The organism is Marivita sp. S2033, assembly GCF_046592965.1.
Lineage (GTDB): Bacteria > Pseudomonadota > Alphaproteobacteria > Rhodobacterales > Rhodobacteraceae > Marivita.
Genome location: NZ_JBISBV010000001.1, coordinates 502,273 through 515,566, shown reverse-complemented (window position 1 = coordinate 515,566; position 13,294 = coordinate 502,273). Strand labels below are relative to the sequence as shown.

The 13,294-nt window shown below is 61.1% G+C and carries 13 protein-coding genes; 6 read left to right on the top strand and 7 right to left on the bottom strand.

Annotated features, from left to right (window positions below):
• Nucleotides 1-54: 54 nt before the first annotated feature.
• Entirely contained in the window at nt 55-234 is a 180-nt protein-coding gene (locus ACGKZZ_RS02425) for a zinc-finger domain-containing protein (protein WP_411221834.1), read from the bottom strand.
• A gap of 76 nt (nt 235-310) precedes the next feature.
• Here ACGKZZ_RS02425 and ACGKZZ_RS02420 point away from each other — a divergent pair, with 76 nt between their 5' ends.
• Nucleotides 311-1,228, top strand: coding sequence for an ABC transporter ATP-binding protein (locus tag ACGKZZ_RS02420; protein ID WP_411221833.1), 918 nt, complete (start codon nt 311-313; stop codon nt 1,226-1,228).
• A gap of 7 nt (nt 1,229-1,235) precedes the next feature.
• On the opposite strand, the gene ACGKZZ_RS02415 is transcribed toward ACGKZZ_RS02420, so the two are convergent.
• Both ACGKZZ_RS02415 and ACGKZZ_RS02410 read right to left on the bottom strand, forming a co-directional pair.
• Nucleotides 1,236-1,607 (bottom strand): histidine triad nucleotide-binding protein, encoded by a 372-nt coding sequence (locus ACGKZZ_RS02415; RefSeq protein WP_411221832.1) that lies wholly within the window; start codon nt 1,605-1,607, stop codon nt 1,236-1,238.
• Nucleotides 1,608-1,618: 11 nt separating this feature from the next.
• Nucleotides 1,619-3,196, bottom strand: coding sequence for a DUF5928 domain-containing protein (locus ACGKZZ_RS02410; RefSeq protein WP_411221831.1), 1,578 nt, complete (start codon nt 3,194-3,196; stop codon nt 1,619-1,621).
• A gap of 140 nt (nt 3,197-3,336) precedes the next feature.
• On the opposite strand from ACGKZZ_RS02410, the gene ACGKZZ_RS02405 reads away from it, so the two are divergent.
• Nucleotides 3,337-4,155: a sulfotransferase family protein gene (locus tag ACGKZZ_RS02405; RefSeq protein ID WP_411221830.1), complete on the top strand. Its 819-nt coding sequence runs from the start codon at nt 3,337-3,339 to the stop codon at nt 4,153-4,155.
• Nucleotides 4,156-4,170: 15 nt separating this feature from the next.
• Here ACGKZZ_RS02405 and ACGKZZ_RS02400 read toward each other — a convergent pair whose 3' ends face one another.
• Nucleotides 4,171-4,398, bottom strand: a complete 228-nt coding sequence (locus tag ACGKZZ_RS02400) for a DUF2798 domain-containing protein (protein ID WP_411221829.1) — start codon at nt 4,396-4,398, stop codon at nt 4,171-4,173.
• An 82-nt stretch (nt 4,399-4,480) separates the two neighbouring features.
• Nucleotides 4,481-5,071: a DUF1285 domain-containing protein gene (locus tag ACGKZZ_RS02395; protein WP_411221828.1), complete on the bottom strand. Its 591-nt coding sequence runs from the start codon at nt 5,069-5,071 to the stop codon at nt 4,481-4,483.
• Between the two features lie 70 nt (nt 5,072-5,141).
• Here ACGKZZ_RS02395 and ACGKZZ_RS02390 point away from each other — a divergent pair, with 70 nt between their 5' ends.
• The 4 genes from ACGKZZ_RS02390 to ACGKZZ_RS02375 are packed head-to-tail and all read left to right on the top strand — an operon-like array spanning nt 5,142 to nt 11,834.
• The gene (locus tag ACGKZZ_RS02390; RefSeq protein WP_411221827.1) at nt 5,142-6,149 is read left to right on the top strand and encodes an AAA family ATPase; all 1,008 of its coding nucleotides are present in this window, start codon (nt 5,142-5,144) and stop codon (nt 6,147-6,149) included.
• Nucleotides 6,146-7,021 (top strand): DUF58 domain-containing protein, encoded by an 876-nt coding sequence (locus ACGKZZ_RS02385; RefSeq protein ID WP_411221826.1) that lies wholly within the window; start codon nt 6,146-6,148, stop codon nt 7,019-7,021. Before ACGKZZ_RS02390 ends, ACGKZZ_RS02385 begins: the two co-directional genes overlap by 4 nt.
• Entirely contained in the window at nt 7,018-9,792 is a 2,775-nt protein-coding gene (locus ACGKZZ_RS02380; RefSeq protein ID WP_411221825.1) for a DUF4159 domain-containing protein, read from the top strand. Before ACGKZZ_RS02385 ends, ACGKZZ_RS02380 begins: the two co-directional genes overlap by 4 nt.
• Nucleotides 9,792-11,834, top strand: a complete 2,043-nt coding sequence (locus ACGKZZ_RS02375; RefSeq protein ID WP_411221824.1) for a glutamine amidotransferase — start codon at nt 9,792-9,794, stop codon at nt 11,832-11,834. The genes ACGKZZ_RS02380 and ACGKZZ_RS02375 overlap by 1 nt, the downstream gene beginning before the upstream one ends.
• Before the next feature lie 279 nt (nt 11,835-12,113).
• Here the strand turns inward: ACGKZZ_RS02375 and ACGKZZ_RS02370 are convergent, their stop codons facing one another.
• Nucleotides 12,114-12,740 (bottom strand): DsbA family protein, encoded by a 627-nt coding sequence (locus ACGKZZ_RS02370; protein WP_411221823.1) that lies wholly within the window; start codon nt 12,738-12,740, stop codon nt 12,114-12,116.
• Between the two features lie 33 nt (nt 12,741-12,773).
• Complete coding sequence (locus tag ACGKZZ_RS02365) at nt 12,774-13,286, bottom strand: DUF721 domain-containing protein (RefSeq protein WP_411221822.1); 513 nt, start codon at nt 13,284-13,286, stop codon at nt 12,774-12,776.
• Between the last annotated feature and the right edge of the window lie 8 nt (nt 13,287-13,294).

Sequence of the window (13,294 nt, the reverse complement as noted above, 5' to 3'; positions counted from 1 at the left end):
CTCGGGTGATGCGTCCCGGCTTCAATCGCGCCGCAGACCACAGGTTCGAATGGATCAGACCTTGCCCTCGAAATCGCGGTGAACATACCGCGCGTCGCAATAGCCGCATTCGACAAAGCCGGTGTCCTGCGGAATCTGCAACCACACGCGCGGATGACCCAGCGCGCCTTCGCCGCCGTCGCAGGCAATGCGGTAGTTGTCCACGATCTTGGTTTCCGGCGCTTGCGTTGTCATCTGGTGCGTTCCCTTCGCTGGGGTTTTCCAATAAGTGCGGTTTAAGACGACAACGGCACAGGAGCAAGGGATCGCAATGACACAGGACGCCATTCAGATCGAGGGCCTGCGCAAAACCTATCAGGGCGGGAAAGAAGCCCTCAAGGGAGTTGATCTGACCGTGCCGCACGGATCAGTGTTCGGCTTGCTTGGACCTAACGGAGCCGGCAAATCGACTCTCATCAACATCCTGGCGGGTCTGGTGTCCAAAACCGCCGGCAGCGTGACGATCCAGGGCTGGGATCAAGATGTGAACCCGCGCCAGTCGCGCGCGGCGATCGGGGTGATGCCGCAGGAACTGAACCTTGATCCGTTCTTCACCCCGCGCGGTGCGCTCGAAGTGCAGGCGGGGCTTTACGGCGTGCCGAAATCAGAACGTCGCTCTGATGAAATTCTCGAGATGATCGGCTTGACCGACAAGGCCGAAGCCTATGCCCGCACCCTGTCCGGCGGGATGCGGCGGCGGCTGTTGCTCGGCAAGGCGCTGGTGCACTGGCCCCGCGTTCTGGTGCTCGACGAACCAACGGCAGGTGTCGACATCGAGTTGCGGCAGATGCTTTGGGAGAACGTGCGCAAGCTGAACCGGGAGCGCGGCATGACGATCATCTTGACGACGCACTATCTCGAAGAGGCGGAACAGATGTGCGACGAAATCGCGATCATCAATCACGGCGAAGTCGCCGCGCGCGACAGCACGCGCAATCTGCTTGGCCAACTGGACGCCAAGACGATGGTGATTCAGCCAGAGACAGCCATCGGATCCTTGCCAGAGGTCGAGGGCATCGGTGTCACGACACGCGATGACGGCACCATCGCAATCACCTACCGCGCGCGGCAAACCTCTGCCGAGGATGTTCTGACGTTGTTACGCGACAACGGCGTGCGCATCCGCGACGTGCGCACCGAGCAGGCCGATCTGGAGGATGTGTTTTTGTCGCTGACCCGCTCGGCCTGATCGGACCTTACCGCGCCGGGGCCAGCATCCGGCCCAGATTCCGTCCGCCAAGGATATGGATGTGCAAATGCGGTACTTCCTGCACCCCCGCCTCACCGGCGTTCGAGATGATGCGATATCCGCCGTCCTGCACGCCCTCGGCCTTGCAGATCTCGCCGATGGTGCGGGTGTAATCGGCGATCTCGGCATCGCTCGCCTCAAGCGCGAAATGGTCGTAACACACATACGGACCCTTCGGGATCACCAGCACATGCACCGGCGCTTGCGGTTGAATATCGCGAAACGCCAGCGTGTGTTCGGTTTCCATCACCGTGTCGTTGGGAATCTCGCCGCGCAGGATCTTGGCGAAGATGTTTTGATCGTCATAGACGTAAGCCATGTCTCGGCTCCTCAATCAGCAAAAAGATGGTCGGTGCGCGCGATCTCCAGCGCCTGTTCCGGTGTGATCGACAAGAATGCGGCGAGCGAGGCGGCGTTCGCTTCCGGGCTGTCTTCCTCGCGAATGCGTGTGTAGTTTTCGAAATCCGCATCGCGGATATGGTCGCTCTCGTGCAGGATGTCGTTGCGGATCGTCGGCAGCAAGCGCTCCAGCGTTTCGCGCGGCGTTCTGTCACCGGCAAGGCCGACGCGCATGGCATGGCCGATCAGATATTCGTCGGTGAAGGTGCAATTGATTTCCAACAGGCGCGTGGTCGCGCGATCCCGGCAGAAATCCTCCAGCAGGTCGAGATTGCCGGGGTCCATACACACCACCATGCGATCGGAATCGTAATAATCGAACAACATCCGCATCAGCGATCTGCGGTGACGGTGGCGTTTGCCCAAGGTGGATTGAATGCCGCCCATGTCGGGCACGTCGGTATCTTCTTCGTTAAAAAGATACTCGATACAGGGAATGTTGGTTGTTTGCTGAATGCGCGCAACCAACCGTTTGGCGACATGCCATTTCTTGCACACCACGATCAACATCTCGCGTTCGCGGCCCAGCGTGCTCTCCGTCTCCCAGAACCGGGGCGCGAACCGGCGGCCAATGCGGCCCTTGCCGGTCAGAAACTTGTAAAGCGAGCGCCCCTCGTTCGAGATTTCGAAATTCACATTCTTGGCGGAGTAAAGCGAACCAAGACGTTCCTTGAGCACCAGCGCTTCGGGGCTGATCTTGCGGGCGAACAGGAAATCCTGACTGAGCAGCAGATCGAAATGGTCGTTATAGAACGTGACCGGCATGCCGTAATCGGAAAACATCAAAAAGGTCAGCGTGCGGCAGTCGATCTCTGATTCGGGCACAAGATGGCGCACAAGCGTTTGAAAAAACGTCTCGTCCGGAATCCATGTCGTCGAGAAAAAGCGCTTTACGTCTGGCCGCTTCCTGATGAAATCAAGGATCGCTTCGACCGTGTGTCGCCGCAGACACCACCATTGACTGCCAATCTGGATTTCAAGGTCGTCAGGCACTTTGCGTGCAAGGCCCAGCCGCCGTTGCAGTTCCATGCTTTTGTAGAAAATCCACTTGGCGTTGCGTTCGTTGAAGACGTGGCGATAGATCAGCCGCTCTTCCTTCATGCCGGTCTTGATCCAGTCGGAAGCGAAGAAATCGAAGCTTTCGATAAAATCGACATCGGTGCGATCAAGATAGTCATGCGCGTACTCGGCGGTCTTGATCGCCTGACAATCGCCCGAAAGCATGTAGAAATGCGTGGCGCGCGGAAATGCCTCTACCGCCGCCTCGACGGCGTGCAGCGTGGCCTGAACCAGCGACCATTCTCCCCAACCGCATTTGATCCGCTTTTTGGCGAAAGTGACATTGGGATTGTCGCCCAGCGCGGTGTGGATCGTCTTGAACGCGGTCGCATCGGCACGTGCGTCAAAGTGGATCGAGATATAATCTCCGACCGCCGTCAGGCTGAGCGCTTGACGGATAATTGCGTCCGGATCCTTGTGGCACAGTAATATAAAGGCAATTTTTGCCATTCAGTGGATCTTCTGCCCTATTTTTGCCTCACTCCCTCGGTGATACGACGCATCATGCATTGAATAAACTCCATTTCTTTGATTTTTTGTTTACGTTACCGGTCGATAAAGGCCCGGAACGAGGCTGGAGGCGGCAGAATATGGGATTTCCCGGTACTTGGATGACCGAGAGCGAGAGCATGGTCTATCGCGTGGTGCCGAAATGCGCCTGCTCGACCATCGGTCAGATCATGTATTATTCAGATCATGGCGAATTTTTCGATGGTGACATTCACGACGCGCAAAGCGGCCTGCACAAGTGGGCGCTCGATCACAGCAAAGACGCGATCACCCAGCGGATTCAAGCGCATGACACCTATTCGTTTACCTGCGTGCGCAACCCCTACACGCGCATCCTAAGTTCGTTTTTCGACAAGATCTGCGGCATACAACGCAACGGCAAGCGCTATCGCGGCAATCTCGTGCCTCTCTTGATCCAGAAATACGGCATTGACGTGGGAGGCGCGGATGGCAAGCAGGAGTTCGACCAGATCGAAAGCTTTCGCCGCTTCCTCCTGTTCGCGCGCGACACCATCCGCTGGCGCCGCCCGATGGACCCTGACATCCACTGGTCGGCCATGTCGGGCCATATCAGCACGTTTATCGTCAATGGCGGTCGCTACGATCACATCTTCTGGACCGAAAGGTTCAACGAGGGCATGGCGGAGGTTCTGAACACGGCCGAAACGAAGAAGACCATCGATCTAAAGAAGATCCCGCGCTTCAACGAAAGCGAGGGCCACGGCCCCAAACGCGCCCATCCGGTAGAAGACTATTTCGACGATCTGTCGATGCATCTTGTCTACGAGATCTACAAACGCGATTTCGACCTGTTCAAATACGACTTTGAAAATCCGGGCAACAAGATGCCCATCGGCGAAATCGATCTGGCCGAGGTGCATGCAAAACTGGGGGACTAGCAGAGCGGTCGCGCTCTACGCTCTCCGGGTGTTGCGCTCGACAATCCGGCGCACGACGGGCGCGACAACCAGAACCGTCGGAAACGCGACCAGCCAGCTCGACAACCATGACGACATCCACAGCCCGAGGAACCCCGGTTCCAGCCCTACCGCCTGAAATGTCGCAATGAACGACACGATAAGAGACATCAGGCCGGATAACAAAAGTCCAAAGACCACCGGGGCAAAACGGGTGGGGATCATGGGTATGTCCTTCGCGTATACATCAAATTCAGAGTTCAGAATATGAACTCCGTGGGCAGATATCAATCCGGCGATCGGAAATTCAACCCGGCAATTCGTCCGATGGGATGATCTTGAAGAACGTACCGCTCGACCAGACGCCGAACCAGTCGTCATGGTGCGTTCCGATATCCACCAAGCGGTAAAAACTCTTGCGGTCGATCAACGCTTCGAGATTGGAACGGATCAGAACATAGGGCGACGGCTCGCCCGTTTCAGTGTCGCGCGCGACCCGGATCGGATTCTCGGAACTGGCGACCGCGCTATCACCGACATTGGTCGTAAATCTCAGAACTTGCTCCTTGCCCGCGCCCGACGTTTCGAAATCGGTGGCGACGAACGGTGCATCATCGACCGTGATGCCAACCTTTTCCACCGGGGTAACAAGAAAATACTGATCGCCGTCTTTGCGCAGAATCGACGAAAACAGTTTGACCAGCGCTGGTCTGCCTATGGGAGTGCCAAGGTAGAACCACGTCCCGTCCCGCGCGATACGCATATCGAGGTCGCCGCAAAAGGGCGGATTCCACAGGTGCACTGGCGGAAGACCTTTTTTGCCGTCTTTTTCCTGTGCCGCGCGGGCCGAAGCTGCGATGCCTTCGGCGGAGGGGGGTACACGATCTTGTGCGCTCATTGCTTTTGCCATTTCTCCACTAAACGTTACACTTTGCCCAAACAGGGAAATCTTTCAAGGGAGAGACAGGATGGCTGCGACCGAGGACCTCGTGTCAGAGATCGAAGCGCTGGAGCGCAAGCTGGCCGAAGCCAAAACGGCAATCACCCGCCGGTTCATCGGTCAGGAGCGGGTCGTTGACCTCACCCTGGCGGCGCTGCTCTGCGGCGGGCATGGTCTTTTGATCGGCCTTCCGGGTCTCGGCAAGACGCGGTTGGTGGAAACGGTCTCGACCGTGATGGGGCTGGACGGCAACCGTGTCCAGTTCACCCCCGATCTGATGCCTGCCGATATTCTGGGCTCCGAAGTGCTTGAAACCGGCGCCGATGGCAGCCGCGCGTTCAAGTTCATTCCCGGCCCGATCTTTTGCCAACTGCTGATGGCCGACGAAATCAACCGTGCCAGCCCGCGAACGCAGTCAGCGCTGCTGCAAGCGATGCAGGAAAAGGTGGTGACGGTGGCCGGCGAAACCCGCGTCCTGGACGCGCCGTTTCATGTGCTGGCCACGCAAAACCCGATCGAGCAAGAGGGCACCTATCCGTTGCCCGAAGCGCAGCTTGACCGATTCCTGGTGCAGATCGACGTGGCCTATCCCGACCGCGTGACTGAAAAGGACATCCTGCTTGCGACAACCGGCGCCGAAGAGGCCGAGGCCTATCAGGTATTCACTGCCGCAGAACTGATTGCCGCGCAAAGATTGCTGCGCCGGATGCCGGTCGGCGATGCCGTCGTCGAGATGATCCTCGACTTGGTTCGCTCGTTCCGCCCCGACGATTCCCTCGCCGGTGACCGGGTCAAGGACACGGTCGCATGGGGCCCCGGCCCGCGTGCGGCGCAAGCGTTGATGCTGACGGTCCGCGCACGCGCATTACTTGAGGGGCGTCTTGCCCCGGCACCCGAGGACGTTATGGCAATGTCGCGCCCCGTCCTGACGCATCGCATGGCGCTGAGCTTCTCGGCGCGCGCGCGAGGCGAGGATCTCGGCCGTCTGATTGACGATGTCGCGGCGGGCATGGTGATGTCCGAGGCGGCTGCGTGACGCAAGCGGCAACCCTTCGCCAACGCTCGGAGGCGGAAGCCGCCCGACTGCCCGCACTTCTGGCGCGGGCCGAGCATCTGGCGGGTACGGTTCTACTTGGCGATCACGGACGGCGACGGTCGGGCATCGGCGATGATTTCTGGCAATACCGCCCGCTGCAAACCGGCGATGCCTTGCGCGATATCGACTGGCGCCGCTCGGCGCGAAGCGACACGCAGTTCGTGCGCGAACGCGAATGGCAGATCGCGCAAAGCGTGATGCTCTGGGTCGATCAGGGGGCGTCGATGCGGTTTGCCTCCGATCCCAACCTGATCACCAAAGCCGATCGCGCCCGCACCCTGGCAATGGCCACCGCCATCCTGCTTGTGCATGGCGGCGAACGTGTGGGATTGACCGGTGCCGATTTGCCGCCGCGACGTGGACGTGCGCAAATTGCGCGTCTGTCGGAAATGCTATCGCTCGATGAACCGGATGATTATTCAAAACCGGACTCACGCAATATGATTCCGCAATCGCGAGCGCTCTTCTTCTCCGATTTCCTGGGCGATCCCGAACCGGTAGAGACGGCATTGACCAAAGCGGCGGACCGCGGCGTGCAGGGCGCATTGGTGCAAATCCTCGACCCAAGCGAAGAGATGTTTCCCTTTGACGGGCGCACCATCTTTCAAAGCGTTGGCGGCGGCTATGTGCATGAAACCCTGAAGGCCGGAGATTTGCGAAGCCGCTATCTTGACCGGCTGGCAAAGCGCAAGGATCGGCTGGACCAGTTGGCGCGGCTCACCGGCTGGCAATATCTGTGTCATCGCACAAGCGACAGCGCGCAATCCGCCTTGTTGTGGATCTACCGCGCTATGGACGGAGGCCAGAGATGACGCTGATTGGCCCGATCGGATTCACCGCACCGTGGCTCTTGCTGACGCTTCTGGCGCTGCCGATCCTCTGGGTGATCCTGCGCGCCGTGCCACCTGCGCCGATCAGACGTCTGTTTCCCGGCGTGGTTCTGCTGTTGGGCCTGAAGGACGACGATCAGGTCAGCGACCGCACACCGTGGTGGCTGTTGTTGCTCCGCATGTTGGCCGTCGCGGCATTGATCGTCGGTCTGGCCGGACCGATCCTCAACCCGGAACCCGAGGACGCTGCGTTGGCCAATGACCGCGTGCTGGTGCTGATGGACGGCTCCTGGGCAAGCGCGGCCAGCTGGCGGGCACGGATGCAGGCGCTTGATGGCTTGCTCGCGCAGGCCGCGCGCGAGGATCGACGTGTGGCGCTCATCAAGCTGAGCAGCCCCGAGCAGCCCAGCTTTCAGGCCGCCGACGATCTGCGGGGACGACTGGTTGGCCTGTCTCCAGAGCCGTGGGAACCCGATGAGGCGCAAACCATCCGCGCGACCGAGCTGTTGCCGGAGGGCGATTTCGACACCTATTGGCTGTCGGACGGATTGGAGCGATCCTTTCGCACAGAGCTTCTGAACGCAGTGCAGGCTCGCGGCACGGTCACGGTGTTTCAGACCGGACAAACCGTAATGGGACTTCTCCCCGCGCGCTTTGAGGATGGCAATATCGTTTTGAGCGCACTGCGCGCCCAAACCGGAGCAGAGCGCGACGTGACCATTCTGGCTCAAGGGCGCGACCCGGCAGGCAATCCGGCGGTTCTCGCACGCGCGACTGCACAGTTTGCATCCGGCGAAGCCTTGGCGGAAACCGCCTTGTCCCTGCCGTCCGAACTGCGCGCCCGGATCACCCGGTTCGAAATCGAGGGCAACCGCAGTGCGGGCGCCACCACCCTGCCGGATGACAGCTTGCGCCGCCGCGAAGTGGCCCTGATCGCAGGCCGCGACGACCGCGAGGGGCTGCAACTGCTCTCGCCGCTGCACTATCTGCAAAAAGCGTTGGAACCGAGCGCCGACTTGTTGAACGGCGCGCTGATGGACGTCATTCCGGCCAACCCCGATGTGATCGCACTGGCAGATGTGGCGACCCTCGGCATGGCCGAAGAGGCCGCGCTAACCGATTGGCTCGAAGGGGGTGGTATCCTGTTGCGCTTTGCCGGACCACGTCTTGCCGCCAGCGATGTGAGCCGCGATACCGAAGACCCGCTGATGCCTGTGCGCCTGCGCGCCGGCGGTCGCAGTGTTGGCGGCGCGATGAGCTGGGGCGAGCCCAAGTCACTGGCCCCGTTCCCAGAGGACAGCCCTTTCTTCGGCCTGCCCGTGCCGCCCGATGTGACCGTGTCGGCGCAGGTCATGGCGCAACCAGATCCGGCACTGGCAGAGCGTGTGATTGCACAACTGAGCGACGGAACACCGCTCGTCACGCGCAAGACCGTTGGTCAGGGCCAGATCATCCTGTTCCACGTCACCGCCAATGCCGAATGGTCAAGCCTGCCGCTGTCGGGCCTGTTCGTGCAAATGTTGGAACGTCTGGCGATAGCTGCCGGCACCGCCGATCGACCCGGAGCCGACGATTTGGCGGGAACGATCTGGCAGCCCAGTCTGGTTCTCGATGCGTTCGGCGCGCTTGCCGATGGCAGCACCCTTCCCGGCGTCGCGGGCGAGGATCTCGTATCGGCTCCGCTTGGCCCTGACATGCGACCGGGGGTTTATTTCGATCAGGACCGCGCACTTGCCCGCAACGTGCTGGCCGCAGAGTCGACATTGACACCGGCGGTCTGGCCCTCGGAGGTGCGGGTGGAAGGTTTCTCGCGCTCGGAAGAAACACCGCTGGCAGGCTGGGTTCTGGCACTGTCAATCTTGCTCTTGTTGGTCGACATCATCGCCTCGCTCCTCCTGTCAGGCAGGCTGACCGGCCCCCGTGCGACCACTGCGGCGTCCCTTGCGCTGGTGGCGCTACTGACGCCCCTACCATCGGCGCAGGCCCAGACTCAGGATGACGCATTCGCGCTCACGACCACTGCCGAAGTGACCTTTGGCCATGTCGTGACGGGCGATGACAGGCTAGACGAGGTTGCACAGGCCGGGTTGAGCGGCCTGTCCGAAACCCTGTTCTTCCGAACCTCCGTCGAGCCTGCCGAGCCCGTCGCCGTGAATCTTGAAACCGACGAACTCGCGTTCTTCCCCTTCCTCTACTGGCCGATCACACCCGACCAGCCCACGCCATCCGCAGAAGCCTATGCCAAGCTGAACACCTATTTGCGCTCCGGCGGGATGATCCTCTTCGATACCCGCGATGCCGATATCGCCAGCTTCGGCGCATCCAGCCCCAATGGCCGCAAGCTGCAAGAGCTCGCCGCCCCGCTCGACATCCCGCCGCTGGAGCCGATCCCCGAGGATCACGTGCTGACCCGCACCTTCTACCTGCTTCAGGATTTCCCCGGCCGCCACTCCGGCCGCGATGTCTGGGTCGAGGCTGCGCCGCCCGATGCCGAACAGGTCGAAGGGATGCCCTTCCGCAATCTCAACGACAACGTGACGCCTGTGGTGATCGGTGGCAACGATTGGGCCTCGGCCTGGGCGATGGACGAACGCGGCAGCCCGCTTTACCCGGTCGGGCGCGGCTATGCGGGTGAACGTCAGCGCGAGATCGCGTATCGCTTTGGCGTGAACCTCGTGATGCACGTGCTGACCGGCAACTACAAATCCGATCAGGTGCATGTGCCTGCACTTCTTGACAGATTGGGAAATTGATGACCGGCAGCATCGTTTTCGATCCGCTCTTGCCCTGGCTCCTGATTGCCGCGCTGGCCGGTGTGGCCGCGCTAGGCATCGCCCTTGCCCTCTGGCGCGGCTTGCAGGGCTGGGCCTTGCGCGCGCTTGCCGCGCTGGTGGTTCTGGCGGCCTTGGCGCAACCCTCCTACCAGATCGAGGATCGCGCGCCGCTGTCCGATATCGTGCTCATCGTCGAGGACAAGAGCGCCAGTCAATCGCTCGGCGAACGCCTTGGCACCACTGAAACCGCTGCCGACGCGCTTGCCGCCGACATCAACGCGCGTCCGAACACCGAAATCCGCCGGATCGAGGTTGGCGACGGGCAGGCCGATACCGGCACGCTGCTCATGTCCGCGCTGTCCGATACGCTGGCCGAGGAACCGCGCGGGCGCATCGCGGGCATGTTCCTGCTCTCGGATGGCCGTTTGCACGATCTTGAACGCACGCCCGACCTGCCCGCACCGCTGCACCTACTTCTCACCGGCGAGGAGACCGACTGGGACCGCCGCCTGATCGTCAGGAACGCCCCCGCCTTCGCCATTCTGGGCGAGCCCGTCACCCTCACGCTGCGCGTCGAGGACGAGGGCGCTGCCCCCGACGCTGCCCAGACCGTGATCGACATCTCCGTCGATGGTGCAGAGCCGCAGCGCTTTGACATGCCCATCGGACAGGACATCGATCTGCCCATCACCCTGCCGCATGGCGGGCTAAACGTGATCCAGTTCACCGTCCCCGAAGCCGAGGCCGAACTGACCGACCGCAACAACACCGCGCTGGTGCAGATCAACGGCGTGCGCGACCGGCTGCGCGTGCTGCTGGTGTCGGGCGAACCCCACGCCGGCGGGCGCACCTGGCGCAACCTGCTGAAATCCGACAGTTCGGTGGACCTCGTGCATTTCACCATCCTGCGCCCGCCGGAAAAACAAGACGGTGTGCCGGTCACGGAACTCTCTCTCATCGCGTTTCCCACACGCGAGTTGTTTCTCGAAAAGATCGAGGATTTCGACCTTATCATCTTTGACCGCTACAAGCGGCGCGGTATCCTGCCGGCCATCTATCTGGATAACGTACGCAACTACGTCGAACAGGGTGGCGCAGTGCTGGTCGCCGCCGGCCCCGATTTCGCCAGCGCCGACAGTATCTACCGTTCACCACTGTCCGAGATACTCCCCGCCGAGCCGACGGCCCGCGTCATCGACGAGGGCTACAGCCCCGCGATCACCGATCTGGGCGAACGCCATCCTGTCACCTCCGGCCTGCAAGGCGCTGCGGCTTGGGGCAGATGGCTGCGCCAGATCGAAGTTGCGCCGAAATCCGGCGATGTGGTGATGTCCGGTATCGACGACAAGCCTCTCCTGGTGCTTGACCGCGTCGGAGAAGGACGTGTCGCGCTTCTGGCCTCCGATCAGGCATGGCTCTGGTCGCGCGGCTATGAGGGCGGCGGCCCGCAACTCGACCTGCTGCGCCGTCTTGCCCATTGGATGATGAAAGAGCCCGAGCTCGAGGAAGAGGCGCTCTGGGCCGAACCCACCGGCCAGACCATGCGCATCATCCGCCGAACGCTCGAGGAAACCGTCGGCCCGGTGACGGTCACCCGCCCCGATGGCACTGACGAAGAGATAACGCTCGCTGAATCCTCCCCCGGCCGGTTCGAGGCGCTCTATACCGGCCCGGAGATCGGCCTTTACCGCCTTGCCGAAGGCGACCAGAGCGCCGTTGTCGGCCTCGGCCCCGCCGCGCCGCGCGAGTTCGAGCAGACCATCGCCAGCGGCACCGCGCTGGAGCCGGCCATCGACGGTACGCGTGGCGGTGTGCGGCGGTTGGAAAACGGCATGCCCAGCATCCGCAGTGTCGGCATCGGCCGCCCTGCCGCCGGACGCGGCTGGCTCGGCATCACTCCGCGCGACGCGTTCGAGACGCTCGACGTCACGCAAACACCCCTCTTGCCGGGCTGGCTGGTGCTACTGCTGTCATCCGCCCTGATCCTTGGCGCATGGCTGCGCGAAGGGCGGCGCACATAGCGCTGCCCCTGCATTCGTCTTGCACGAAGTCGGTGTCGCTTATTCGCGTGTCGTCGGCGAAGGTGGCCTGAACGGAAATGTCCGCATTCGGCGCTGTAAATTTTAATCAACTATTTGGATTGTTTTACAATAAGTTAAAAGGTCCGAAGCGGCCTCAATGTTTCGCATGCGAAACAATGGGTCCGGCGCGGACCTATTTCGATGTCCACCCAAAACGAAAAAAGCCGGCGTAATATCGCCGGCTTTTCGTGGAATTCCCATAAATCGCGAAAACTCGTTCTAGCTCCCCAGACGCTCGTCGAGAATCTCCTTGAAATCGGGATAGCTCATATTCGAATAGGTTTTGCCGTCGATCACGAACGATGGCGTTGAGGTGATTTCGTGCTCCTCGGCATTGGCCTGATACCACTCGACCAGCGCCCGTGCGGTGTCGCCGTCGCTCAGGCACGACTCAAGCTTGTCGTTCTCGATTCCGGCAATGCGCCCGATCTTGCGCAACGCCTCGGCGATATCTGCTTCCGATCCGGCGCGCACCCAATCGCTTTGTTGATCGTAGATGATATCCGTGATCCCGAAGAACTTCTCTTCGCCACCACACCGCGCCACGAGCGAGCCCCACAGCGAGTAGCGATCGAAATAGACCTCACGGTACGTGAACTTGACCTTTCCGGTGTCGATGTAATCCCTTTTCAGGTCTGGCAGAACCGTTTCGTGGAAGGTCGCGCAATGGGGGCAGGTATAAGACGCGTACTCGATGACCTCGACCGGCGCGTCCTCGGCACCGAGCACCATTTCCTGAATCTCCACAGTGTCTGTGGTGTCGGCATCCGCCTCCTGCGCGGTGGCGGCGCCTCCGCCAATCAGCATGGCCGTCGAGAGAGCAATTGTCATCAAGCGTTGTTTCATTGCGAAACCCTTTATCCTGTGTATGTCAGACCGTCAGGTCCGGTGTTGTGTTCTGGAATAGACATTGCTGGCCAGACGTTCCAGAGCAGAGCGCAAGCCGTCATCCTCGACCCCGCGCGCCATGTCTTGCGCCTGGGGCGTGACAGCGGGCGAGATATCGCGCTGTTCCGCCTTGGGGCGATGCTGGAAGCTGACCTGGCCTTCCGCGAAGCCGGTCGCCGCGGTTTGCGTGATCCGCAGTTTTGAAATCGCGTTGTACCCGTAAACGGCGTTTACCTTGGCACGCAACGCTTCCTTTTGCATTTCGAGCATCGGAGCGTTGGCGCCTGTGGTCAGCAGCGTTAATGTTGCGCCCAGACCGCCACGCCCATACCGGACCTCGACAGGGCGGCTGATCGCGGCAATATCGTCGCCCGCGATCTCTGACCAATGGGTGAGGAGTCGTGACTGGGCAAACCCCCGCGATTCGGACGTCTTTCGAATCTGCGTCTGAAGCAGACTTGACGTGCGTTTGAACCCTCGTGTCTGTCCGGTGCGCGGCGGCATGTTTGACT